This is a genomic window from Sinorhizobium sojae CCBAU 05684 (assembly GCF_002288525.1).
Classification (GTDB): domain Bacteria; phylum Pseudomonadota; class Alphaproteobacteria; order Rhizobiales; family Rhizobiaceae; genus Sinorhizobium; species Sinorhizobium sojae.
The window spans coordinates 525,659-548,910 of the sequence record NZ_CP023068.1; the positions used below are offsets into that span (position 1 = coordinate 525,659).

General features: G+C 62.3%; 21 protein-coding genes. 18 read left to right on the plus strand and 3 right to left on the minus strand.

Features of this window, described 5'->3' with window-relative positions; translation table 11 throughout:
• Nucleotides 1–21 precede the first annotated feature (21 nt).
• From SJ05684_RS20105 to SJ05684_RS20140, 8 genes are all read left to right on the plus strand, one after another.
• Nucleotides 22–864 (plus strand): transporter substrate-binding protein, encoded by an 843-nt coding sequence (locus tag SJ05684_RS20105; protein ID WP_034855460.1) that lies wholly within the window; start codon nt 22–24, stop codon nt 862–864.
• Nucleotides 865–933: 69 nt separating this feature from the next.
• Nucleotides 934–1,596 carry an amino acid ABC transporter permease gene (locus SJ05684_RS20110; protein ID WP_034855462.1) on the plus strand — a complete coding sequence of 221 codons (663 nt, stop codon included), beginning with the start codon at nt 934–936 and terminating at the stop codon, nt 1,594–1,596.
• Between the two features lie 5 nt (nt 1,597–1,601).
• Nucleotides 1,602–2,261: an amino acid ABC transporter permease gene (locus SJ05684_RS20115; protein WP_034855463.1), complete on the plus strand. Its 660-nt coding sequence runs from the start codon at nt 1,602–1,604 to the stop codon at nt 2,259–2,261.
• 7 nt (nt 2,262–2,268) lie between these two features.
• Nucleotides 2,269–3,036, plus strand: a complete 768-nt coding sequence (locus SJ05684_RS20120) for an amino acid ABC transporter ATP-binding protein (RefSeq protein WP_034855464.1) — start codon at nt 2,269–2,271, stop codon at nt 3,034–3,036.
• Between the two features lie 35 nt (nt 3,037–3,071).
• A complete protein-coding gene (locus SJ05684_RS20125) occupies nt 3,072–3,455 on the plus strand; it encodes a RidA family protein (protein ID WP_034855465.1) in 384 nt (127 codons plus the stop codon).
• 64 nt (nt 3,456–3,519) lie between these two features.
• Nucleotides 3,520–4,332 (plus strand): IclR family transcriptional regulator, encoded by an 813-nt coding sequence (locus tag SJ05684_RS20130; protein ID WP_034855466.1) that lies wholly within the window; start codon nt 3,520–3,522, stop codon nt 4,330–4,332.
• A gap of 79 nt (nt 4,333–4,411) precedes the next feature.
• Entirely contained in the window at nt 4,412–5,509 is a 1,098-nt protein-coding gene (locus SJ05684_RS20135; RefSeq protein WP_034855467.1) for a glycosyltransferase family 4 protein, read from the plus strand.
• The gene (locus tag SJ05684_RS20140) at nt 5,506–6,276 is read left to right on the plus strand and encodes a polysaccharide deacetylase family protein (protein ID WP_034855468.1); all 771 of its coding nucleotides are present in this window, start codon (nt 5,506–5,508) and stop codon (nt 6,274–6,276) included. Before SJ05684_RS20135 ends, SJ05684_RS20140 begins: the two co-directional genes overlap by 4 nt.
• Here SJ05684_RS20140 and SJ05684_RS20145 read toward each other — a convergent pair.
• A complete protein-coding gene (locus tag SJ05684_RS20145) occupies nt 6,263–7,093 on the minus strand; it encodes an MBL fold metallo-hydrolase (RefSeq protein ID WP_034855469.1) in 831 nt (276 codons plus the stop codon). The two genes, SJ05684_RS20140 and SJ05684_RS20145, sit on opposite strands and share 14 nt — an antisense overlap.
• A 253-nt stretch (nt 7,094–7,346) precedes the next feature.
• On the opposite strand from SJ05684_RS20145, the gene SJ05684_RS20150 reads away from it, so the two are divergent.
• Nucleotides 7,347–8,543 carry a DUF3095 domain-containing protein gene (locus SJ05684_RS20150; protein ID WP_050980043.1) on the plus strand — a complete coding sequence of 399 codons (1,197 nt, stop codon included), beginning with the start codon at nt 7,347–7,349 and terminating at the stop codon, nt 8,541–8,543.
• Here the strand turns inward: SJ05684_RS20150 and SJ05684_RS20155 are convergent.
• On the minus strand, nt 8,533–9,870 hold the full coding sequence (locus SJ05684_RS20155) for a nucleotide sugar dehydrogenase (protein ID WP_034855470.1): 1,338 nt from the start codon (nt 9,868–9,870) through the stop codon (nt 8,533–8,535). The genes SJ05684_RS20150 and SJ05684_RS20155 overlap by 11 nt on opposite strands.
• Before the next feature lie 398 nt (nt 9,871–10,268).
• Here SJ05684_RS20155 and SJ05684_RS20160 point away from each other — a divergent pair, with 398 nt between their 5' ends.
• The 9 genes from SJ05684_RS20160 to SJ05684_RS20200 all read left to right on the plus strand — a co-directional run bounded on the left by SJ05684_RS20160 (nt 10,269) and on the right by SJ05684_RS20200 (nt 22,418).
• Nucleotides 10,269–11,618, plus strand: a complete 1,350-nt coding sequence (locus SJ05684_RS20160; RefSeq protein WP_034855472.1) for an adenylate/guanylate cyclase domain-containing protein — start codon at nt 10,269–10,271, stop codon at nt 11,616–11,618.
• Nucleotides 11,619–11,626: 8 nt separating this feature from the next.
• Nucleotides 11,627–12,592 carry a polysaccharide lyase family 20 protein gene (locus SJ05684_RS20165; RefSeq protein ID WP_034855474.1) on the plus strand — a complete coding sequence of 322 codons (966 nt, stop codon included), beginning with the start codon at nt 11,627–11,629 and terminating at the stop codon, nt 12,590–12,592.
• Nucleotides 12,593–12,757: 165 nt separating this feature from the next.
• Nucleotides 12,758–14,650 (plus strand): ABC transporter ATP-binding protein, encoded by a 1,893-nt coding sequence (locus SJ05684_RS20170; RefSeq protein ID WP_034855475.1) that lies wholly within the window; start codon nt 12,758–12,760, stop codon nt 14,648–14,650.
• Nucleotides 14,647–16,548 carry an ABC transporter substrate-binding protein gene (locus tag SJ05684_RS20175; protein WP_034855477.1) on the plus strand — a complete coding sequence of 634 codons (1,902 nt, stop codon included), beginning with the start codon at nt 14,647–14,649 and terminating at the stop codon, nt 16,546–16,548. The genes SJ05684_RS20170 and SJ05684_RS20175 overlap by 4 nt, the downstream gene beginning before the upstream one ends.
• Nucleotide 16,549: 1 nt before the next feature.
• Nucleotides 16,550–17,548 (plus strand): ABC transporter permease, encoded by a 999-nt coding sequence (locus SJ05684_RS20180; RefSeq protein ID WP_034855479.1) that lies wholly within the window; start codon nt 16,550–16,552, stop codon nt 17,546–17,548.
• The gene (locus tag SJ05684_RS20185; protein WP_034855480.1) at nt 17,545–18,720 is read left to right on the plus strand and encodes an ABC transporter permease; all 1,176 of its coding nucleotides are present in this window, start codon (nt 17,545–17,547) and stop codon (nt 18,718–18,720) included. Before SJ05684_RS20180 ends, SJ05684_RS20185 begins: the two co-directional genes overlap by 4 nt.
• Nucleotides 18,721–18,790: 70 nt before the next feature.
• Nucleotides 18,791–20,005 carry a glycosyltransferase family protein gene (locus SJ05684_RS20190; protein WP_034855482.1) on the plus strand — a complete coding sequence of 405 codons (1,215 nt, stop codon included), beginning with the start codon at nt 18,791–18,793 and terminating at the stop codon, nt 20,003–20,005.
• A 5-nt stretch (nt 20,006–20,010) separates the two neighbouring features.
• Complete coding sequence (locus SJ05684_RS20195) at nt 20,011–21,255, plus strand: glycosyltransferase family 4 protein (protein WP_095694330.1); 1,245 nt, start codon at nt 20,011–20,013, stop codon at nt 21,253–21,255.
• Nucleotides 21,237–22,418: a glycosyltransferase family protein gene (locus tag SJ05684_RS20200; RefSeq protein ID WP_034855489.1), complete on the plus strand. Its 1,182-nt coding sequence runs from the start codon at nt 21,237–21,239 to the stop codon at nt 22,416–22,418. Before SJ05684_RS20195 ends, SJ05684_RS20200 begins: the two co-directional genes overlap by 19 nt.
• On the opposite strand, the gene SJ05684_RS20205 is transcribed toward SJ05684_RS20200, so the two are convergent.
• The gene (locus SJ05684_RS20205; protein WP_034855491.1) at nt 22,396–23,070 is read right to left on the minus strand and encodes a class I SAM-dependent methyltransferase; all 675 of its coding nucleotides are present in this window, start codon (nt 23,068–23,070) and stop codon (nt 22,396–22,398) included. The genes SJ05684_RS20200 and SJ05684_RS20205 overlap by 23 nt on opposite strands.
• Between the last annotated feature and the right edge of the window lie 182 nt (nt 23,071–23,252).

The window sequence follows — 23,252 nt, forward strand, 5'->3', positions numbered from 1 at the left end:
ACAAAACAGGGGAGATCTCTGATGATCAAGACATTCACGCTCGCCGCCGGCCTCGCGGTCGCCGCGCTCGCCACCATGCCCGCCATGGCACAGCAGCCTGCCAGCAAGCTCGATGAGGTTCTGGCGCGCGGGCATCTGATACTCGGTACCGGCAGCACCAATGCGCCGTGGCACTTCAAGAGCGCCGAGGACAATCTGCAGGGCTTCGATGTCGATATGGGCCGCATCATCGCCAAGGCGCTGTTCGGCGATCCGGACAAGATCGAGTTCGTCAATCAGTCGTCGGACGCGCGCATCCCGAACATCACCACCGGGAAAGTCGACATTACCTGCCAGTTCATGACCGTGACCGGTGAGCGCGCCCAGCAAATCGCCTTTACCATTCCCTATTACCGCGAAGGCGTCGGCCTGATGCTGAAGGCCGATGGCAAATATGCCGACTACGATGCACTGAAGTCTGGGGGCTCGTCGGTCACCGTCTCGGTTCTTCAGAACGTCTATGCGGAGGACATGGTCCACTCCGCGCTGCCGGAGGCGAGCGTGGACCAATATGAATCCGTGGACCTGATCTATCAGGCGCTCGAATCCGGCCGAGCCGATGCAGCCGCCACCGACCAATCCTCGCTAGCCTGGTACATGACCCAGAACCCGGACCGCTATAAGGACGCCGGCTATGGCTGGAACCCGCAGACCTATGCCTGCGGCGTCAAGCGCGGCGACCAGGACTGGCTGAATTTCGTCAACACGGCACTGCATGAGGCGATGACGGGGGTCGAGTTCGACTTTTATGCCAAGTCCTTCAAGACGTGGTTCGGCAAGGACCTGACGCCGCCGCAGATCGGCTTCCCGGTCGAATACAAGTAAGCCGCAGCCACTGGCAGTCCCGTCGACCGGCGGAACTGCCAGCCACTCGGTCCTAACGGGCTATCGCGCATGACCTATACATTGAACTTTTCGGCCGTCTGGCGCTCCTTCGACCTTCTCCTGCAGGGGCTTGCGCTTAGTCTCGGCCTGGCGGCATTGGCGATCCTCGCCGGATGCGCGATCGGTTTGATTACGGCCTTCGGCCTGGTCTCGAAAAGCACTCTCTTGCGCAAGCCGGCCGGCCTCTATGTCACGGTGATCCGTAACACGCCGATCCTGGTTCTCGTCCTCTTCAGCTACTTCGCCCTTCCGGAGCTCGGCGTCCGCCTCGGCAAGATCGAGAGCTTCGTGCTGACGCTCGCGATCTATGCCGGCGCCTATCTCGCCGAGGTCTTTCGCGGCGGTCTCCTCGCCGTGCCGCCGGGGCAGCGCGAAGCCGGGCTTGCGATCGGACTGACCGAACTGCAGATCCGTACCTCGATCATCATTCCCCTCATGCTACGCAACGTCCTGCCATCGCTCGGCAGTACCCTGATATCGCTGTTCAAGGACACGTCGCTCGCCGCTGCGATCGCGGTTCCGGAACTCACCTTCGAGGCACGCAAGATCAATGTCGAGACGTTCCGCGTCGTCGAGACCTGGATCGTCGCGAGTTGCCTCTATGTCGCAACCTGCTCGCTGCTGGCCGCGCTGATGCGCGCCGTCGAGCGGCGGCTCGCCGTGCCGAGGTGACTCTAATGGACTTCTCCTTTCTCGATCAGCTCTGGGTCGCGCGGATTCCGCTCCTCAAGGGCCTTGGTGTGTCACTTTCCATCTCGCTTTTGTCGATCGTCGTCGGGACGGTGCTGGGCGTTTTTGTCGGGCTGGCGCTCACCTATGGCGTGAGGCCGCTCCAATGGCTGGTGCGCGGCTATACGGATTTCATCCGCGGAACGCCGGTGCTGGTTCTCGTGCTTGCAAGCTACTATGTCCTGAGCACTGTCGGCATCGATCTCGGCCCGTTCCAGGCGGGCATACTGGCGCTTGCGGTCTTCTGCAGCTCGCATGTCGGTGAACTGGTGCGCGGCGCGCTTCAGTCAATCCCCAAGGGCCAGACCGAAGCCGCAAAGGCGATCGGGCTCACCTTCCCGCAGACCTTCGCCTATGTGCTGGGGCCGCAGGCGCTGCGTCAGGCACTACCGGCCTGGGTCAACACGGCGGCTGAGATGGTCAAGGCCTCGACGCTGCTTTCGATCATCGGCGTGGCCGAGCTTTTGCTGCGCACGCAGGAAGTGATCTCCCGCACCTTCATGAGCCTCGAATTCTATTTCTTCGCGGGATTCCTCTATTTCGTCATCAATTACGGGATCGAGCGCTTCGGCCGCTACGTCGAGCGCAAGACCGCCGTTCCATCGTGAGGACTCGATGACCAATCTTCTAGAAATTCGTGATCTTCACAAGCGCTACGGCTCGGTCGAGGTCCTGAAAGGCGTCGATTGCTCGATGCGCCAAGGCGAGGTGATCAGCATTATCGGCTCCAGCGGCTCCGGCAAGACGACGATGCTCCGCTGCATCAACATGCTCGAGGAGTTCCAGGCTGGCACGATCACCATCGATGGTGCGGAAATCGGTTATCAGACGGTTGGCGGGGTGCGCCGCCGCAAGCCGGAGCGGGAGATCGCCCGACAGCGCGCCCTGACGGGCATGGCCTTCCAGCAGTTCAATCTGTTCCCGCACATGACCGCCGCGGGAAACGTCATGCTCGGCCTGGTCAAAGTGAAGAAGATGGGGCGCGACGAAGCGAGGGCGCTTGCCGAAAAATGGCTCGACCGGGTGGGTCTACGCTCCCGCATCGACCATTATCCCGGCCAGTTGTCCGGTGGGCAGCAGCAGCGCGTCGCAATCGCCCGCGCCATTGCCATGAACCCGCGGCTGATGCTCTTCGACGAGGTGACATCCGCGCTCGACCCGGAGCTCGTCAACGAGGTGCTGCAGGTGATCAAGGCCCTCGCGGAGGACGGTATGAGCATGCTCATCGTCACGCACGAGATGCGCTTTGCCTATGAAGTGTCGTCTCGGGTCATCTTCATGAACCAGGGGCGGATCGGCGAGGAGGGCGATCCGCGCGAGATGTTCGTGAAGCCGAAGACGGAGCGGCTGGCGGAATTCCTGAAGACATCATCCTTCAATTGACCATCCAAATGACAAACGAAGAAGTGGAGTGACGTGTGACGATCAAGCGTTATGGAACGGGCGAAACCGGTGCCGGCAAGCAGGCCCTCCCTTTTGCACGCGCCGTCGAGGCGGATGGCTGGCTCTATGTCTCGGGCCAGGTTGCCATGGAGGGCGGCGAGATCATCGGCGGCGGCATCATTGCCGAAAGCCGCAAGGCAATCGAAAACATGATCGCCATACTCGATGAGGCAGACTACGGGATCGATGACGTGGTCCGTGTTGGCGTCTGGCTCGACGACCCGCGCGACTTCTGGACCTTCAACGGAGTCTATGCCGAATTTTTCGGCAAAAACCCTCCGGCACGCGCCTGTGTGCAATCACGCATGATGGTCGACTGCAAGGTCGAAGTTGACTGCATCGCCTACAAGGTTAAATGAAGTGAACTTCCAATTGGCCGGGGCGGGATGATCTCGTCCTGCTCCGATCGAAATCGAGGGTGCGATGACGGACGCCGCAGACACAATCAACCGCAGGGCACGCGGGCTCGACCGGGCCTTCGAAATCCTCGACTTTCTGCGCCTGCAGCGCCAGCCGCTCCGCCCGAACGAAATCGCCCAGGGGATCGAGGCACCGCGTTCGTCGGTCTATGAACTCGTCAATCTGCTCCTCCGCCAGGGCGTACTCGAGTATCGGGGTGACGACGGGCGCGTCTTCCTGGGCCGCAGGCTCTATTTCCTCGGCGCGGCCTATGCCGAGCAGTTCGACCTTATCCGCGAATCCGAGCATCTGCTCGCACGGATTGCCGAAGAGACGCGCGAAACCGCGCAGATGTGCCAGTTGGAAGGCAATAAATATGCCGTCGTTCTGATGAACGAGGGAAGCCGCCCCTTTCGCATTTCGACGAATATCGGAGAGCCGGTCGCCATTCCGTGGACCGCCTCCGGCCGGTTGCTTGTGGACCACATGAGCGACGAGGAGATTTTGGCCTTTATTCCGCAAGAGGATTACCTGCTGCCGAACGGCAACAGGCTTGATCCGGCGGAATTCATCGCGCAAGTCCGCGAAGCCAAAAGGAACGGCTATTTCACCTTCAACAGCATCGTCGACAGCTTCACCCATTGTTTCGCCGTGCCGGTCTATGATGCGGACGAAATCTGCATCGCGACCCTATGCCTCGTCGCGCCGAAGGAGGATGGCTTGCGCAATCGCGATGCCTATCTCCGTGTTCTGACCGAGGCGGCGAGAGAGCTTTCGGAAAAGCTCGGCTACCGGCATGAGCCTGGGAAATCCGTCCGGGCCGCGGCGGCAGGTTGAGTGATTGGTCCTGCGAGCGCGGGAGTGCTCGCGCGTGCTGTTGACATGGGATCGGGAAGGCGGGATAGCTGCGCGCGCAATGAAGATCGCGTTCTATGCGCCGTTGAAATCCCCCGACCACCCGGTCCCCTCGGGCGACCGGCAGATGGCGCGCATGCTCATCGAAGCGCTGCAACGGGCGGGCCATGAGGTCGACATCGCTTCGCGCTTGCGAAGCTTTTCGCGCGAAGCCTCTCATGCGGATTTCTCGGCGCTGCGCCTTCAGGCGAATCTGGAGATTGCGCGCCTTCGCGCTCTCTGGCGGCAGGGCGGCGCACCCGATGCATGGTTCTGCTATCACACTTACTACAAGTCCCCGGACCTGATCGGTTCGCGCCTTTCGGCGGAATTTTCCATTCCCTATGTGACGGCCGAAAGCTCCTTTTCGTCCCGTCGCGGTCACGGCGCCTGGAAGCTTGCCCAGGACGAGGTGGTCGCCGGCGCTCGGCAGGCGGCGGTCAATATCTGCTTCACGCAGCGAGATAGGGATGGACTGGAGAGCGCAATCCCGGACGGGCGCTACGCGATGCTTGCGCCCTTCATCGACGTGGCGCCCTTCGAGAAGCTGGAAAGAAGAAAGAACGGCGGCTTCCGGCTGATCTCGGTTGCAATGATGCGCCCGGGCGACAAGATGGACAGCTTTCGAATGCTGGCGCGCGCCTTGGAGCACCTCGTCGATCTGCCCTGGACGCTGACGGTCGTCGGGGACGGTCCCGCCCGCGCGGAGGTGTCTGACGCCTTTTCCGCCCTCCCGGCAGAGCGGCTCGACTGGGCCGGCGAGACGGAGCCGCAGGCGATCTCCGGGATGCTGGCTGGCGCCGATCTCTATGTCTGGCCGGGCTGCGGCGAAGCCTACGGGCTTTCCTATCTCGAGGCGCAGGCGGCGGGCTTGCCCGTCGTGGCGCAAAGGACGGCAGGCGTGCCTGCTGTCGTCAGGGAGGGCCAGACGGGGCTTCTGACGCCGGCGGGGGACGTTGGGCTTCTTGCTGCGGCGATTCGGAGATATCTCGATGACGAGACGTTTTTGGTTGAGTGCGGCGAACGGGCGCGCCGTTTCGTGTTCGAGGAACGTTCGCTTCCGGCCGCCGCCCGGCGCCTAGGCGAGATTTTCGACCGCTATGTGAGGAGCAAGCCATGACCGGGCACTCCGCTTGGCAAGCGTTGATTGAACGGCTCGACCATTTACAGGATGCCGGGCAGAGTGTCGATTTCTGGCTGCGCGACGACGATGCAGTCGAACCGACCGCGGCGCTTCACCGGTTGCTCGATCTGACGGAGCGCTTCTCGGTGCCGGCGACGTTGGCAGTCATCCCGGCGCATACCGACGAGCGCCTTGCGCGCTGCCTCGCCGGGCGCCGCAACATCAGTGTCGCGGTTCACGGTTGGTCGCACCAAAACCACGCCTCGGCGGGAGAAAAGCGGCAGGAGCTTGGAGCCCACCGGCCGAGCGGCACGGTCGTCGCGGAACTGAGCACCGGATATGCGCGCCTGCGCACGCTCTATCCCAGCGCCTTCGTGCCGCTGCTGGTTCCGCCGTGGAACCGCATCGATGCGGGGGTAATCGCCGAACTCGCCAATATCGGTTTCAGGGCGCTCTCTGTCTTCGGCCCGGAGGGCGCCGGTGAAGCCGCCGCCATTCGCCGGCCGGGGCTCGCGATCATCAATACGCATGTGGACGTGATCGACTGGCGGGGGACGCGCGGCGGCCGAGACTACGCGCAGCTCGTTCAGGAAATCCTGCGGCGGCTCGATGAGCTAAGTAGCGGCGAGGGAACGGTCGGGATCCTTGCCCACCACCTGGTTCACGACGAGAGCGTCTGGGCGTTCCTGTCGAAACTGTTCGAGGTCACCGCGTCGCACCCGGCCTGCCGCTGGCGCAGCGTCGCCGAGTTCATAGGTCGATAATCTGGCGGTCGCGAGCGGCGAATGCCCCGGGGAAGAAGGCCTGCACTTCCTGTTCCATCGCGGCCAGCGCCGCGTCGGTGCGCGAAGGGTCGTGGTGGAACATAGCAAGCCGCGGAATGCCGGCGGCCTTTGCCAGGCGTGAGCCGTGCATGCCGGTCGAATGGCCGAAGCCACGATAGGTCGGCATCTCCGATTCCAGATAGGTACAGTCGTAGACCATAAGGTCCGCGCCGGCGATAAAATCGAGGAGCGCGGGATCGAGGATACCTGGCTCGTGTTCCGTGTCATAGATGAGCGCGACCGCGCGGCCACCCCAATCGACCCGGTAGCCGACGCAGCCGCCTGGGTGAACGAGGCTCATCGTCCGGACGGAAACATTCTTCCGGGGCGAAAGCGTATCGCCCGGCCGGAAGTCGACGCAGTCCAGGCTTGCCTCGCAAATCCCGGTGCCGACCGGGAACCACGGCGGCCGCATGAATTCGTTGACCATCTCCCGGGTCGACATCTGCCCGTGAAGGTGGCCGGACCAGAAACGCACCGCCGTGCTGCAACGGTAGATCGGCTTGAAATAGGGCAGGCCGATAATATGGTCGTAATGGCTATGGGTAAAGAAAACATCGAATTTCGATACGCCTTCCCCCATCAGCGACAGTCCGGCTTCCCGTATGCCGGAACCGGCGTCGAAGATCAGCACCTCGTTACCGTAGCGGACTTCGATGCAGGACGTATTGCCTCCATAGGTCAGGAATTGCTCACCGGAGACCGGCAAACTGCCTCGTACGCCCCAGAACCTCACGCGAAAGGTTTCTTCCTGCATTCCAATCCGGCTTTATCCTGCCCGCCTCGGGCCCCTTGCCTTAGCGTGCCAACTAGACAAGCACAGATTATCATGGTCCTGCAAGGCATTCGGCATTTCTGGTACGGCCGAGAGAAACCCTCTTGAAACTCGGTTTTCACGCACCAACGTGATTTATCCATCGGTATGATCGCGATAGGAGGGCGAAATTGGTGTCACACGGGAGTGCTGGCAATGCACGACCCAATCGATCGGTTGAAAGGTATGGACATCCATGGCTAACGCAGCTGACATGCAGTTCTACGACAACCTTCCGCTTTTCGAGGCGTTCGAAGGCGTTGCCGACGAGGCGAACTACAGGCCCCTGCCTGAAGGCTGGCTGCTCGCCGTTGCCGACATCGTCGATTCCACCAGCGCGATTGCAGACGGGAAGTACAAGAGCGTCAACACCGCGGGTGCCAGCGTGATATCGGCGCTGATGAATGCGCTCGACGAGCGAAACCTGGCGTTCGTCTTCGGCGGCGACGGGGCACTTGCCGCGATACCGGCGGTGATGGCGGTCAAGGCGCGGTCGGCGCTCGCTGCTGCCAAGACCTGGGCGGCGGAGGAACTCGGTCTCGAACTGCGCGCCGCGCTGGTTCCCGTCTCCGACGTTCGGGCACAGGGGCTCGACATGCGCGTGGCCCGCTTCAAGGCTAGCGAGGAGGTCACTTACGCCATGTTTTCCGGCGGCGGCGCAAGCTGGGCGGAAGCCGAGATGAAGGCAGGTCGCTACCAGGTCGAGGCGGCGCCGCCCGGCACGAGGCCCGACCTGACGGGCCTCTCCTGCCGCTGGAACCCGATTGTTTCCAGGCACGGCGCGATCGTTTCGATCATCGCCTTGCCGGGCGAGCGCGGCAGCGGCCCCGAATTCCAGGCCCTGATCGGCGACATCGTGGCCTTGGCCGAGGGCGAGGAGCGGGCGGGGCACCCGGTGCCTGAAGACGGCCCGGAACCGCATCTGTCGATCAAGGGCATAACGGTCGAATCGCGCGCCGTAGCGTCCGGTGGCTGGCGGCCGCTCGCCTGGTCCTGGATCGCGCTGCAAAGCCTCGTGCTCTTCCTGTGCTTCCGGCTGGGTCTCAATCTCGGCAAATTCGATGTCGAGCAATACAAGCACGATCTCGCCAGCAATTCCGATTTCCGCAAGTTCGATGACGGGCTCAAGATGACGATCGACGTCAGCGCCGAACGGCTGCGCCGCATTGAGGAGCGGCTGAAGCGAGGGGTGGAAGCAGGTGTTTGCCGTTACGGGCTGCATCGGCAGGACTCGGCGCTGATGACCTGCATCGTTCCTACGCCGATGAGTCGCGATCACATGCATTTCATCGACGGTGCCGCCGGCGGCTATGCGATGGCGGCAAAGAACCTCAAGGCGACCTTTCCGGGGCGGTTCCCTAGCGGGGTCGCCGGCTCTTCCGTCATGCCTTGAGAATGTGCTCCGCCGAGAGGCCTCGGCGCGCAAAGACATTGCGCGTGTCGACAATCAACGGTGCCCAGCGGGCGAGGGCGGCATAGTCGACGGCGTCATGGTCCGTCGCGACCAGCACGGCATCGAAACGGCGGATAGTGTCCTCGTCGAAGGCGACAGACCGGCGTCCCTTCAGCGAAAGATATTCGCGGGTAGAGGGAATTTCGTCCACATGCGGATCGTGGAAGGAAGCCTTGCCGCCGCGTTCCTCGATGAGTTCGATCAGCCTGAGCGACGGGCTCTCGCGAATGTCCGGGACATTCTTCTTGTAGGCAAGGCCGATGATGAGCACGCTGGATCGGCTCAGCGCTTTTCCCTGCCGGCGGTCGAGCGCTTCGGCGAGCCGCCCGACCACGTGGCGGGGCATGGCCGAGTTGATCTCGCCTGCAAGTTCGATGAAGCGGGTCGGCAATTCGTATTCGCGCGACTTCCATGTGAGATAGAAGGGATCGATCGGGATGCAGTGTCCGCCGAGCCCGGGGCCGGGATAGAAAGGCATGTAGCCGAATGGCTTCGTCTTGGCGGCCTCAATCACTTCCCAGACGTCGATGCCCATCGCCTCGTAGACGACCTTGAGTTCGTTGACGAGCGCGATGTTGACGGCGCGGAAGATGTTCTCCGTCAGCTTCACCGCCTCGGCCGTCGCATTGGATGAGACCGGAACGATAGAGGCGACCACGGCGCCATAGAACCGCTCCATGAGCGCCGCCGCGAGCGCACCGTCGCCGGCGACCACCTTTGGAATACTGGCCGTCTCGAAGGCGCGGTTGCCGGGATCTTCGCGCTCCGGCGAGAAGCCGAGGAAGAAGTCGGTGCCGGATTTCAGTCCCGTCTCCTCCAGGATCGCGCGCACAACGCCATCGGTGGTCCCGGGATAGGTGGTCGACTCCAGCACGACAAGCTGGCCAGGCCGCAAGGTCTTGGCGATAGAGTGGGACGTCTTTTCCACGTAGGAGAGGTCGGGATCGCGGTGCTTGGTGAGCGGCGTTGGCACGCAGATCAAGATTACGTCGCAGAGGCCGAGGACGGCAAAATCGGTCGTTGAGCGGAAGCGTCCGGCTGCCGCTTCGCGGCCGAGAGCGTCGTCCGTAACCGCCTCGATATAGGAGCACCTGTCGTCGAGGGCGACGATCTTTGCGGGGTCGATATCGAAGCCCGTTACCGGAAAGCCTGAGCGCGCGACGGCGATGGCGAGCGGCAGGCCGACATAGCCCAATCCGATGACGCCGACATGGGCGGTGCGCGCTGAGATCGATTCGAGGAGCCGGTCGTGATGAGGGGAGGTCAAGATAAGCTTCCAGTTTTCGCAGGCGGTCGATCTGGCACGGTGCGGCCGCCATTTCGGTTCCGTTTTGTTGGCGATTATGCAGCCTCAAGTCAAGCACGGGCCGGCACGTTCCGCCCAGACCCCGGCAATTCGGGGGTGTGAACGGAGTGGGGGATTCGTGTAAGATTCGCGCTGCGATCGAAAAATTGCGGAGGTACCTGGAAATCCTGTCCGGCCGTGAATATCTGCGGGGGACGGGCGGCACCCGGTCGCCGAACGAGTCTGCCGCGTCTGCGGCAGGAGCCTTTCTATTTCGACGGTGCAAGATTCTTTGATGCTGCCCCGAGGCAGGCGATCCCCTTCGCCGGTCCGTTGGCGGCTAGCAGGAGCGGCCGCCACCGCAACGATGAGGACATGCGATGAGCCAGACCGATGGCAATGTTTCCGAAATCCTGCTGGACAAGGTTGCGGATTGGCTCATGCGTACGTCGCTCAGCGACGAAACGCTGGAGACGATCGTCCGCGGCTTCTGCGAAAGGCTCGCGGCGGCTGGGCTGCCGTTGATGCGCGTCCATCTGTCCTTCTCGATGTTGCACCCGCTTTACGATGCTCTCGGCTTTACCTGGTGGCGCGGCAGGGGCATCGAGGTGACCGGGCTGCGCCATGAGGAATTGGCACGCAATCCGGAGCGCTTTCTGCAGAGCCCCTATTATTACCTGCTCAGCAACAATCTCGACCATGTACGAAGGCGCATCGACCCATCCGAACCGTCGGAGTTTCCGATCTTTGACGAACTGAAGGAGCAGGGCGCGACCGACTATATCGCCTTCATGCAGCCACTCGGCGCAGAGTCAGAGCATGGCATGGTCGGCTCCTGGACGACGGATCGCCACGGCGGCTTCAGCGACGACGTCATCGCGGCATTGTTGCGGCTCCAGAACCATCTGGCAATCGCCGCGAAGGTCGCCGTCCTCGGCAAACTCGCCGACAACATGCTGACGACCTATCTCGGCGCCAATGCCGGACGACGCGTCATGAGCGGACAGGTCAGGCGCGGCGATGGCGAGACGGTTCGCGCTGCCCTCGTGATGGCCGACATGCGCGATTCCACAATGTTGGCGGAGAAGGAGGGACGGCAGGCCTATATCGACACGCTGAATGGCTTCTTCGACGCAATCGCCACTCCGTTCAATCGAAATGGCGGTCAGATCCTGAGTTTCGTTGGCGACGGCTTCATCGCCGTCTATCCGTGCGGCAGGCACAGGGAGCCGTCTGAGTTGGCCAGCCGTGAGGCTTTTGCGGCCGTCGGCGCCGCGAGTGCGCGCATGGCCGCCCTCAATGCAGAGCGGAAAAAGCTTGGTCGCGAGTCGATCGGCTTCGGCATCGGGCTGCATGTGGGCAATGTCATGTTCGGCAATGTGGGGCTTCGGGACCGGTTGACCTTTTCAGTCTTCGGCTCGGCGGTGAACGAGGTGCAGCGGCTGCAGAGCCTGACGAAGAAATACGGCCACAGCGTCGTCGCCAGCGAGGCTTTCGTCAATTACTGCGGCGGCGATTGGCTGACCCTTGGCGAGGAGACCTTGCGCGGCGTGCGCCAGAAGTTCACCGTGCTTTACCCGCGGGATGCTGCCCTTGCCGCAATAGTGGAGGAACATGCCGAGCGTACTACGGAGGATGGACTTTCGGAAGCCGAGCATGTCATGTTGCTTTACCGTAACAAGAAACAGGTGTCGGGGCCGCGTGGCCTGATCGACAAGATGCTTCAATGAGGGAATCGATGCTGCGGGTCGCTTTGCTGGCTGCCATTTTCATTCTGCCCGGGGTTGCGGGCGCCCAATCGTCGGAGCCGCAGCCGCCGGCGGAGCGCAAGCTCGTCGACGGTTTCGAGGGCAAGGACTTCGCTCCGGAGGGCGGCCTCTACTACCGTAAGAACTTCGAACAGAGTGCCGGCTCGCTCGAGTTCCAAAGCCTGGTTAAGCGAACCGGTACTGGCGGTCTGAAGCTCAGCGTCGTGCCCCACTGCCCTAGCCTGAACGACGGGTGCAGCGAACGGGCGGAAATCTGGGAAAAGACGGAGCTGCGCGTGCCTTACGACGAGGGCGTGTGGTATGGCTTCGCGGTAAAGTTCGACAATCCCATCCCGAGCGGCGATCACCGCTATCTCATCGCGCAGTGGAAACGCGAGATCGAGCCCGGTGCGGACGGCGATTTCAGCCCCTTCCTGGCGCTGCGCATGGATCTCGGCAAGCTCTTCGCAACTGTCGAGACCAATTACCTGCCGCCTGCGTCGACCGGGCCCGACAATGTGCCCGCACGCTGCGGCGCCGGCGAGACACCCGTGTGGCTCCGCCCCGACGTTAATCAGATGCGCATTCTGGTTGCGACCGACGGTAACTGGAAGCCGGAAGACGGCAGCCTCTTCAATTCCTGCACGACAGCCGTGACGGTCACCAACCATGGCAATCCGCTGCCCAATCCCGATTCCGGCTGGATCGATTTCGCTGTCTATACCAAGCCTGGCCCCGACGGCACCGGCCATATTGAGCTGTATGCCAATGGTAAGCCGATCGTGACGGTGAAAGGCCATATCGGCCATGCGGACAAGGGTCTCGGCGAAAACCAGTATTTCAAGTTCGGTCCCTATCGCGCTGCCGATACCACCGACTGGACGCTCTACTACGACGATTTCCGTCGTTCTCCGATTTGTGCCGACGTGTTGACGAACGGCGCTTGCCCCTTTTAGGCGAACTTACCCGTTTGCCGGTCTGCTGGACAGCCTTTTGAAGCTGGGCTACTGTTTTCGCGAGGCGGCCGCACGGTCCGCGAGCGTCGCTGTAACGCTTTGGGGTTGCTTGCATAATTCCAGGTCGAACTATGCAAGGAGGGGTACGAAGGAAGTGTGTCGCAAATGAGCTTGGGAGCGGACCTGCTGCGGGTTGAGGGTCTGCGGATCACATTCTCGGTGCTTGGCGGCGAAGTGCAGGCCGTCCGGGGAACAAACTTCAGGATATTGCCGGGCAAGGTGACCGCGCTTGTCGGAGAGTCCGGCTCGGGAAAGTCGGCCATCAGCCAGGCGATCATGGGCATCCTGCCGAGCGTGGCGGAGGTCAGCGGGCGGGTCTTGTTCAATGACCCGCAAGCGGGCGAAGAACCTGTCGACCTTCTGTCGCTGGAGCCCCATGGACGCGAGATCCACGAGATCCGCGGTGCGCGCATCAGCAAGATCTTTCAGGAGCCGATGACGTCGCTGTCGCCGCTTCACACGATCGGAAACCAAATCTCCGAAGTGCTGAAGATTCATACGGATCGGGACACGGCCGAGCGGCGGCAACGGACCGAAGAGCTTCTGGGATATGTCGGATTTGCCGACCCGAAGCGCGCCTATGACATGTACCCCTTCGAGCTATCGGGCGGCATGCGGCAGCGCGCGATGATCGCGATGGCGCTGATCTGTCGCCCGGCGCTGCTGATTGCCGATGAGCCGACGACCGCTCTCGACGTCACCGTGCAGGCGCAGATCCTCCAGCTCCTGCGAGAACTCCAGGCCAAGATGAACATGGCGATGCTCCTGATCACGCATGATCTCGGCGTCGTCGCCAATATGGCCGACGAGGTCGTGGTCATCTATCACGGGGAAATCGTCGAGGCCGGTCCGGTCGACGCGATCTTCCGCAATCCGCAGCATCCCTATCTCAAGGGGCTGATGGCCGCCGTGCCGCATTTCGACATGAAACCCGGCGAACGCCTGAAGGCGCTTCGCGAAGTGCCGGTCAAGGCGGGAGCGCTAATTGGAAGCCAGCAGCCGAAAAGATCCGGCGGCCCGGACGTCCTCGTGTCGGTGCGCAATCTCTCGAAGACGTTCACGAGGCGCAGTTCCGGCTGGTTGGGTGGCGACGACGGGTCACGTCACCGGGCGGTCGACGATGTCAGCTTCGATATCCGCCGCGGCGAATGTCTGGGTCTTGTCGGCGAAAGCGGTTGCGGCAAGACGACGGTCAGCAAGATTCTGATGCGAGCGGTGACGCCCGACGGCGGCACCGTCACTTTCGATAACGGTGACGGGCCGGTGGATGTCCTGAAGCTTGAAGGAGCGGACCTCAAGGCGCTGCGCACGAAGATCCAGATGGTTTTCCAGGACCCCGTGTCGTCGCTTTCGCCGCGCATGACGATCAAGAACATCCTGAGCGAGCCGCTCGAAATTCACGGGCGCGGTACGCCGCAGTCGCGGGTCGAAACCGTACGCTCCCTGCTGCACGCGGTTGGCCTCGATCAGCGTTTCATCAATCGCTACCCGCACAGCTTCTCCGGCGGTCAAAGGCAGCGCATCGGCATCGCCCGGGCACTGGCTCTCCTGCCGCAGCTTCTGATCTGTGACGAGCCCGTTTCGGCACTTGACGTCTCGGTGCAGGCCCAGATCCTCAATCTCCTGAAGGATCTGCAGAAGGAGCTCGGCTTGACGATGCTCTTCATCTCGCACAACCTTGCCGTGGTCGACTACATGGCGGACCGCATTGCCGTCATGTGCGCCGGCCGGATCGTGGAACTGGCGCCCCGCGAGGTGCTGATGCGCAATCCCGTCCACCCCTATACGAAATCGCTGCTGGCGGCGGTGCCCTATCCGGACCTCGATCGCAGGCTCGACTTCGAGTCGCTCCAGGCGAGTGGCGGATCGGATCAGCGGCAATGGGGCGCACAATTCCTCGACGGTGGCGAGTCGGATGCGCTCTTTCCCGCCGATCTCGGCGGCGGTCATTTCGTGCTCGCCCGGAAATCGGCGAATGCAAGGGAGTTAAGACCGTGATCACGCGAAGAACCGCGCTCGGCATGCTCGCAACGGCCGCGTTGCCGAGGACGCTGCTCGGCGCCACACGCGAGCTCGACGCTCTGGCGCCGCTCGTCGCCGAAGGCAAGGTGCCGCCGCTGAGTGAACGCCTGCCGAAGACGCCCCGGGTCATCAACGTCGCTGCGATGGGACGGGAACCCGGCCGCCATGGCGGCAGAATCCGCATGCTGATCGGTAGCGTGAAGGATATTCGCCTGATGACGATCTACGGCTATACCCGGCTGGTTGGTTACGATCAAAATCTCAACCTCCATCCCGATGTACTCGAAAGCTACGAGTCGGAAGAGGACCGCATCTTCACCTTCCGCCTACGCGAAGGCCACAAGTGGTCGGACGGCACGCCGCTCACCGCCGAGGACTTCCGCTATTGCTGGGAAGATGTGCTGCTCAACGAGGATCTGGCGCCTGCGGGTCTGCCGACAGCCTTGGTCATCGACGGGGAGGCGGGGAAGTTCGAAGTCCTCGACGGGCGCACCCTGCGTTATAGCTGGTCGGTGCCCAACCCGGATTTCCTCCAGAAGCTCGCCGCGCCGCAGCCTCTGGTCATTGCCATGCCCTCAGCCTACCTCAAGCAGTTCCACAAGAAGTACCAGGACGAGGAAAAGCTGAAGGCGATCCTCGAGGAGGAGCGCCTGAGGAAGTGGAGCCAGCTCCATATGCGCATGGCGCGTTCCTATCGGCCGGAAAATCCGGATCTGCCGACACTCGACCCCTGGCGCAATACCACGCCGCTTCCGGCCGACCAGTTCGTCTTCGAACGCAATCCTTATTTCCATCGGGTCGACGAAAACGGTTTGCAATTGCCCTATATCGACAGGTTCGTGCTCAATGTCAGCTCGTCCGCGCTCATTCCGGCAAAAGCCGGAACGGGTGAGAGTGACCTCCAGGCGGCCGGCATCGACTTTGTCGACTACACCTTCCTCAAGGATGCAGAGAAGCGCTATCCGGTGAAGGTCAAGCTTTGGAAGAAGACCCAGGGCTCGCGCCTGGCGCTGCTTCCGAATCTCAACAGCGCGGATCCGGTCTGGCGGGCGTTGCTGAGGGACGTTCGAGTCCGCCGGGCCCTGTCGCTGGCGATCGACAGGCGCGAAATCAACAAGGCGATGTTCTACGGCCTGACAAAGGAGAGTGCCGACACTGTCCTTCCGGAGAGCCCGCTCTTCGAACCCGAATTCGCCAATGCCTGGATCGCTCACGACCCGGACCGCGCGAATGCGCTGCTTGACGAGGCCGGTCTCGTCGAGCGCGACAGCGACGGCATCCGACTCCTGCCCGACGGGCGCAGGGCGCAGATCGTCGTGGAGACGCCCGGCGAAAGCACGCTCGATACGGATGTCCTCCAGCTTATCGCCGACTATTGGCAGAAGGTCGGCATATCGCTCTTTATCCGCACCTCGCAACGCGATACGTTCCGCAGCCGCGCCATTGGCGGCGAGATCATCATGTCGATGTGGTTTGGCATCGACAACGGCGTGCCGACCGCGGACATGAATCCCGGCCAGCTCGCGCCGACCGCGGATGACCAGTTGCAATGGCCGGTCTGGGGACTCAACTACATGTCGCACGGCGAGATGGGCGAGACGCCCGATATGCCGTCGGTGGTCGAGCTCCTCAAGCTTCTCAAGCGCTGGAGGCTTTCCTCGGACGCTGCCGAGCGGGAAGAGATATGGAAGGAGATGTTGTCCATCTACACGGACCAGGTCTTCTCGATAGGACTGGTCAACGCCTCGCTACAGCCGATCCTTATCACGGAAAAACTGCGCAACTTCCCGGATGAGGGGCTCTACGGCTTCGATCCGACGAGCTACTTCGGCGTCTACAAGACCGATACGTTCTGGCTGGAAGGGGGCAACTGACATGCTTCGCTACATCTTCTGGCGTATCGCTGTCATGGTCCCCACTCTCATCGTTATTTCCGCGCTCGTCTTCGCCATTATCGAGCTACCGCCGGGGGACTATTTCGAAAGCTACATTGCCGAACTGCGCGCCCAGGGCGAGGGCGTCGACATGGAGCAGATCGAGGCGCTACGCAGAGAATACGGCTTCGACCAGCCGGCAGTGCTGCGCTACGTTTACTGGGTCGGTGGCATGCTGCAGGGCGACTTCGGCTATTCCTTCGAATACCAGTTGCCGGTGAGCGATGTCGTCGGCGACCGGCTGTGGCTGACGATACTCGTCTCCTTCCTTACCATCGCGTTTACCTGGGTCATCGCATTTCCGATCGGGATCTATGCCGCGACGCATCAATATAGCTGGGGCGATTACGGCCTGTCGCTGATCGGGCTCATCGGCATCGCAGTCCCGAATTTCATGCTGGCGCTGATTCTCATGTATTTCGCCAACATCTGGTTCGGCACGTCGATCGGCCATCTCATGGATCAGAAATATCTCTCGGAACCGATGAGCTGGGAGAAAGCGAAATCGATCCTCGAACACATCTGGATCCCGGTTGTCATCATCGGCGCGGCAGGCACAGCCGGCATGATCCGACGCTTGCGCGCCAACCTGCTCGATGAGCTTCAGAAGCAATATGTCGTGACCGCAAGAGCCAAGGGGCTTTCGCCGACGAAGACGCTGCTCAAATATCCGCTGCGCATGGCGCTTAACTTCTTCATCTCCGACATCGGCTCTATCCTGCCGGCCATCATCTCCGGCGCGGAAATTACGGCGATTGTGCTCTCGCTCGAGACGACCGGCCCGATGCTGATCAAGGCGCTGCAGAGTCAGGACATGTATCTGGCTGGGTCGTTCCTGATGTTTCTCGCCTTCCTCACCGTCATCGGCGTGCTGATTTCCGATCTGGCATTGGCCGTCCTCGATCCGAGAATTCGTCTGCAAGGCAGGAGCACCAAGTGACGTCCCCCATTCCGGCGCCCGGCGAGCCCCTGCCGCACTACGTTTCGACCGCTCCGTTCGATCCCTATTCGGTCGAGGAGATGACGGAGGAGCAAGTCCGCGTCAACCAGGCGTCGCAGTTGCGCCTGATGTGGTGGAAATTCAAACGCCACAGGCTGGCGCTTGCGTCAGGCATCTTTCTTGCGGTGCTCTACGGAATGATCCTCGTCTCAGAGTTCCTGGCGCCCTACAATCTGCATACGCGAAACGTCGATTTCATCTATGCGCCGCCGCAGCGGATTCATCTCTTCCATAACGGCGCATTCGTGGGACCCTTCGTCTATGGCCGGACCATGACGCTCGACATGGATACGCTGAAGCGGAATTATGCGGAAAACCCTGCGGACGTGGAGCCGATCCGGTTTTTCTGTCGCGGCGATAGTTATCGCTTCTGGGGTCTCTTCGAAAGCAACGTGCATCTCTTCTGTCCGGCAGAAGGCGGCCAGCTTTTCCTCCTCGGCACGGACAGGCTTGGTCGCGACGTGCTGTCGCGCATCATTTATGGCGCGCGGATTTCGCTCACGATCGGCCTCCTCGGCATCACCGTCAGCTTCGTTCTGGGCATCATCATCGGCGGACTGGCCGGGTATCATGGCGGGGTCTTCGACCTCCTCGTCCAGCGGTTGATCGAGGTCCTGCAGTCGATACCGAGCATTCCCCTCTGGCTGGCGCTTGCGGCGATCATGCCGGCGACCTGGAGCCCGATCCTGATCTATCTCGGCATCACCGTGATTCTCGGGCTGCTCGACTGGACCGGGCTTGCGCGCGCCGTTCGTTCGAAGCTGCTTGCCTTGAGGGAAGAGGACTATGTTCTTGCCGCGCAATTGATGGGAGCGAGAAGCGGCCGCATCATCGGGCGCCATCTCGTGCCCGGCTTCATGTCGCACTTGATCGCCACGGCCACCATTTCGATCCCCGGCATGATCCTCGGCGAAACCGCACTGAGCTTCCTTGGTCTCGGCCTCCGGCCGCCGATTACGAGTTGGGGCATCCTGCTGACGGAGGCAAAGAGTGTCAGCGTCATTGCCTTTTACCCATGGCTGCTGTTGCCGACCATACCTGTTATTCTTGTGATATTGGCGTTCAACTTCCTGGGAGACGGGTTGCGCGACGCCGCCGATCCCTACAAATAGCTTCGGTATCACCTCTCCGGGCGCCTCGCGTTACAGCGGGCCGCGGTCTCAAGAAGAGAAAGGTTCTGGCATGACACGGCGTTTCGAAGATGCCCGGATCCTCATGTACAGCCATGACACCTTCGGCCTCGGTCACCTCCGGCGCTGCCGTGCGATTGCGCATGCGCTGGTCGAGGACTATAGCGGTCTGCAGATTCTCATCATTTCCGGCGCGACGATTGCCGGCGCGTTCGACTACCGCGCCCGCGTCGACTTCGTGAAGATTCCGAGCGTAATCAAGCTTCGAAACGGCGAATACACCTCGCTCGACCGGCACATCGAGTTGCACGAGACGCTGAAGATGCGCCAGTCGATCATTCGTTCGACAGCGGAGTCCTTCAAGCCGGACATCTTCATCGTCGACAAGGAGCCGATGGGCCTGCGCGGCGAGGTTGAGGACACCTTGACATATCTGAAGGCGCACGGAACCCGGCTGGTCCTTGGTCTGCGCGACGTCATGGACGCGCCGCACCTGCTCGAGGTCGAGTGGAAACGCCGCGACACGATGCGCAAGATCGAGCAGTTCTACGATGCCATCTGGGTCTATGGCCCGCCCGATTTCTATGATCCGCTGGTGGGACTGGATGTGCCCGCGACCGTTCGCGACCGGATGAACTTTGTCGGTTTCCTGCAAAGGGGCGTTCCGCGCGACAATATGCCGAGCCACAGGCCGGAGGGGGATTACATCCTTGTCACGACCGGCGGAGGCGGCGACGGCGCCGATCTGATCCACGATGTCATCCACGCCTATCAGCAGGATCCGGAACTAACCTATAATGCGCTTGTCGTCCTCGGACCCTACATGCCGGCCAAGAAGCGCAACAAGCTGATCCGCAAGGGCAGCAGCATACCCTTCATCAGGATGATCGAGTTCGACAACCGCATGGAGGAACTGGTCGCCGGCGCCAAGGGCGTCGTGTCGATGGGCGGATACAACACCTATTGCGAGATCCTTTCCTTCGACAAGCCCGCGCTGATCGTGCCGCGGCTGGTACCACGTGAGGAGCAGCTGATCCGGGCGCAGCGCGCCTCCGCCCTCGGCCTCGTCGATATGTTACTGCCGCAGGAGTCCGAGGACCCGATGCGCTTCGCCGCCGCCATCAAGGCCCTGCCGTACCGCGCACCGCCTTCCCGTAGCGCCCATGGGCTGAGGCTCGAGGGGCTTCTGCACATTTCCGACATCGTCGGAGAATGGCTCGATCACCGATCGAAACAGCACTTGAGCATCGTAAAGCAGACAAGCTGATCCCCGTGTCCTCAAATAGAAAGATCGCCGTCGTCCTGAAAGGCTATCCGCGCCTTTCGGAGACATTTATCGCGCAGGAACTGCTTGGTCTCGAAAGGGCGGGCCACGAGCTCGTGCTCATCGCGCTTCGCCGTCCGACCGACCTGAAGCGCCACCCTATCCACGACGAGATACGCGCCGCCGTCCACTATCTGCCGGAATATTTGCACGATGAGCCCCGACGCGTGCTGCGTGCGCTTCTCAGGTCGGTGCCGAAGGCCGGCTTCTGGCGTGCGCTCGGGCCTTTCCTTCGCGATCTCCTGCGTGACAGGACGCGTAACCGTTTTCGCCGCTTCGGGCAGGCGCTGGTGCTTTTTTCGGAGTGGCCGGGAGACGCGGGCTGGCTGCATGCGCATTTCATCCACACACCGGCATCGGTCACAGCCTATGCGAGCCTCATGGCCGGCGTTCCCTGGACCTGCTCGGCGCACGCGAAGGACATCTGGACGTCTTCCGATTGGGAGCTTTCCGAGAAACTCGGAAGCGCCCGCTGGACGGTGACCTGCACCAGAACTGGCTTCGAGCATCTCAAAGGCCTTACGGATGCGAAATCACGGGTGCATCTGAGCTATCACGGCCTCGATCTCGACCGCTTCCCGGTCTTCGGGGGCAGCCATTCGAGCCGCGACGGGGCGGATCCGGGGGACCCGGTTCGGATCGTTAGCGTCGGGCGGGCGGTTGCAAAGAAGGGGTTCGATGTTCTTTTGCGGGCGCTGTCGCTGCTGCCGGATCTCAATTGGCGATTCGACCATATCGGTGCCGGTGATTTGACGCAGGAGCTTCGCGCACTTGCCGACGAGCTTGGCCTTGCCGATCGGGTCCGCTGGAACGGCGCGCTCGACCAGAAGGACGTCCTTGCGCGCTACCGCGACAGCGACATCTTCGCGCTCGCCTGCCGGATTGCGGCGGATGGCGACCGCGACGGTCTGCCGAATGTGCTGGTCGAGGCGTCGAGCCAGCGGCTCGCCTGCGTCTCGACGGCCGTCTCAGGCGTCCCGGAACTGCTCGAGGATGGGGAGAACGGGCTTGTGGTGCCGCCGGAAGACCCACGCGCTCTTGCCGCGGCGCTCGAGCGCCTGATCCGCGACCCCGAACTCAGGCAGCGCCTTGGGGCGGCCGCGGAAAGGCGGGTGCGCACCGAGTTCGATCATCAGTCGAGCGTTCGCCAATTGATCGGGCTCTTCCACGACGAATGGAGGAAGGTTCCTTGAACAAACGGCGTGTCTTCTTCTATGTCCAGCACCTGCTCGGAATAGGCCACCTCGCGCGAGCGAGCCGCATTGCCAAGGCCCTTGTCGAAAGGGACTTCGACGTGACGATGGTGATGGGCGGCTTGCCCGTGCCGGGCTTTCCCGGAGAGGGAATAAAGACGATTGCCTTGCCGGCGGTGGCGGCGGGCGATCGCGGCTTTTCGGGTCTCAGCGACGCGGCCGGCGATCCGGTGACGCCCGCATTCCTTGAGCGTCGCAAGGACCTGCTTATCGATGCGCTGCGGCGTTCCGACCCGGACGTGGTCATTATAGAAGCTTTCCCGTTCGGGCGCCGGCAGATGCGATTCGAACTGCTGCCGCTGCTCGACGCCATTGCAGCCATGGAACGGCGTCCCCTCGTCGCGACTTCCCTGCGCGACATCCTGCAGGAGCGGCTGAAGCCGGGGCGGGCGGAGGAGACGGTGGCGCTCGTCCGTGAGCATTTCGACCTTGTGCTCGTCCATGGCGATCCGGCCTTCGCGCGGCTTCAGGAGACTTTCCCGCTCGCGGGCGAGATTGAGGGCAAGGTCGTTTATACGGGCCTCGTCGCACCGCCGCCGCCGGAGCAGCCGAACGAAAAATTCGATGTCGTGGTCTCCGCCGGCGGCGGTGCGGTCGGCAAGGAATTGATCGGCGCCTCGCTTGCGGCGGCGCGGTTGCTACCGGACGCGCTTCGCTGGTGTCTGGTGACCGGGCCCAACCTGCCGCCGTCGGATTTCGATGCGCTCAGTGCATCGGCGCCCGCGGGCGCCGGTCTCTTTCGCTTCCGTCAGGACTTTGCAAGTCTGCTTGCCGGCGCCCGCCTTTCGGTTTCGCAGGCCGGTTATAACACCGTCTGCGATGTCCTTCGCGCCGGTTGCGCTTCCTTGCTCATTCCCTTCGTGGCCGGCGGGGAAACCGAACAGAGCACACGGGCGGACCGGCTTGAGAAGCTTGGGCTGGCGACCGTCCTGCCGGAAGAGGGTATCACGCCCCAGGAGCTCGCGCTTCGCGTCGAAGCAATGCTTGCTCGGCCAAAACCGGCCATGCCGCCGCTCGACTTGAACGGCGCGGCGCAGACGGCCATGATCCTTGCGGATCGGCTGTCCCGAGAAGAAGCCGTCAGATCGTTCCGATCAGCATGAAGCGCGTGTATTTCTTCATCGGCAGAGCGCCCGCGAAATCGGTGCGCGCGAGTCCGGCTTGCGCGCGGAATTGGTCGAGCGAGGAAACGCAGTTGATGTGCGTTGGCTCGCTGAAATAGTCGTTTGACTGCAAGAGGACGCGCGTTCCGGAGGGCAAGAAGCCAAGCCAGCCGGGGAGGTCTGCAATGTGTTCGCAACTCGTGTTGACGATCAGATCGGCTGCGACGTTTCGATAATCGAGGGTGTACATATCGGCGGTGACCGCGCGAAACCTCTCGCCGAATCCGGAACCGAGCGTGCGCGCTACCTCTTCCACCGCCGGATCGATGTCGTAGCTTACGGTAGCTCCGATATTGAAGCGCGGGTCTTCGAGGAGCATGGCCGGCAGAACGCCGTACCAGCCGCCGAGTACCGCCACCTTGCGATAGCTGGGGCCGGCGCTTTCGAAGAGCTTGTCGCGCGCCCAGAGCTTGCAGCCGACCTGCTTATAGTTGAAGGCATTGGCGATATTGGCCTCCGGGTGTTTTGCGATCACCCTGGCGAGGCCGTCCACCAGCACACTACCGGAATAGGCGGCCAGTCCCCGCACTAGGTCGTAGGCATTCTCGTGCCAATCTGTGTCGGGACGGGGGGAGTGGCTGGCATGCGTCATGCGGCTGTTGTAAGCTCACCCTGTAGCAAGCGCAAGCGGCGCGCGAGGGGGAGACCCGCCCGCGTTGCAGGTCCCCGGTGCGAAGATGATGGTCGCGGCCCTGCCACACGAGGTGGTTTTGCTCGGCTCGCCAAATTCTTTACCTGGGGTTCGCCGCTGCTCTCATGGCGAGCGCTCGCGGT

Excerpts from the sequence above, each read along its gene's own strand:
- SJ05684_RS20105 (WP_034855460.1), top strand. The coding sequence starts at position 22 with ATGATCAAGACATTCACGCTCGCCGCCGGCCTCGCGGTCGCCGCGCTC.
- SJ05684_RS20110 (WP_034855462.1), top strand. The coding sequence starts at position 934 with ATGACCTATACATTGAACTTTTCGGCCGTCTGGCGCTCCTTCGACCTT.
- SJ05684_RS20115 (WP_034855463.1), top strand. The coding sequence starts at position 1,602 with ATGGACTTCTCCTTTCTCGATCAGCTCTGGGTCGCGCGGATTCCGCTC.
- SJ05684_RS20120 (WP_034855464.1), top strand. The coding sequence starts at position 2,269 with ATGACCAATCTTCTAGAAATTCGTGATCTTCACAAGCGCTACGGCTCG.
- SJ05684_RS20130 (WP_034855466.1), top strand. The coding sequence starts at position 3,520 with ATGACGGACGCCGCAGACACAATCAACCGCAGGGCACGCGGGCTCGAC.
- SJ05684_RS20135 (WP_034855467.1), top strand. The coding sequence starts at position 4,412 with ATGAAGATCGCGTTCTATGCGCCGTTGAAATCCCCCGACCACCCGGTC.
- SJ05684_RS20140 (WP_034855468.1), top strand. The coding sequence starts at position 5,506 with ATGACCGGGCACTCCGCTTGGCAAGCGTTGATTGAACGGCTCGACCAT.
- SJ05684_RS20145 (WP_034855469.1), bottom strand. The coding sequence starts at position 7,093 with ATGCAGGAAGAAACCTTTCGCGTGAGGTTCTGGGGCGTACGAGGCAGT.
- SJ05684_RS20150 (WP_050980043.1), top strand. The coding sequence starts at position 7,347 with ATGGCTAACGCAGCTGACATGCAGTTCTACGACAACCTTCCGCTTTTC.
- SJ05684_RS20160 (WP_034855472.1), top strand. The coding sequence starts at position 10,269 with ATGAGCCAGACCGATGGCAATGTTTCCGAAATCCTGCTGGACAAGGTT.
- SJ05684_RS20165 (WP_034855474.1), top strand. The coding sequence starts at position 11,627 with ATGCTGCGGGTCGCTTTGCTGGCTGCCATTTTCATTCTGCCCGGGGTT.
- SJ05684_RS20170 (WP_034855475.1), top strand. The coding sequence starts at position 12,758 with ATGAGCTTGGGAGCGGACCTGCTGCGGGTTGAGGGTCTGCGGATCACA.
- SJ05684_RS20180 (WP_034855479.1), top strand. The coding sequence starts at position 16,550 with ATGCTTCGCTACATCTTCTGGCGTATCGCTGTCATGGTCCCCACTCTC.
- SJ05684_RS20190 (WP_034855482.1), top strand. The coding sequence starts at position 18,791 with ATGACACGGCGTTTCGAAGATGCCCGGATCCTCATGTACAGCCATGAC.
- SJ05684_RS20200 (WP_034855489.1), top strand. The coding sequence starts at position 21,237 with ATGGAGGAAGGTTCCTTGAACAAACGGCGTGTCTTCTTCTATGTCCAG.
- SJ05684_RS20205 (WP_034855491.1), bottom strand. The coding sequence starts at position 23,070 with ATGACGCATGCCAGCCACTCCCCCCGTCCCGACACAGATTGGCACGAG.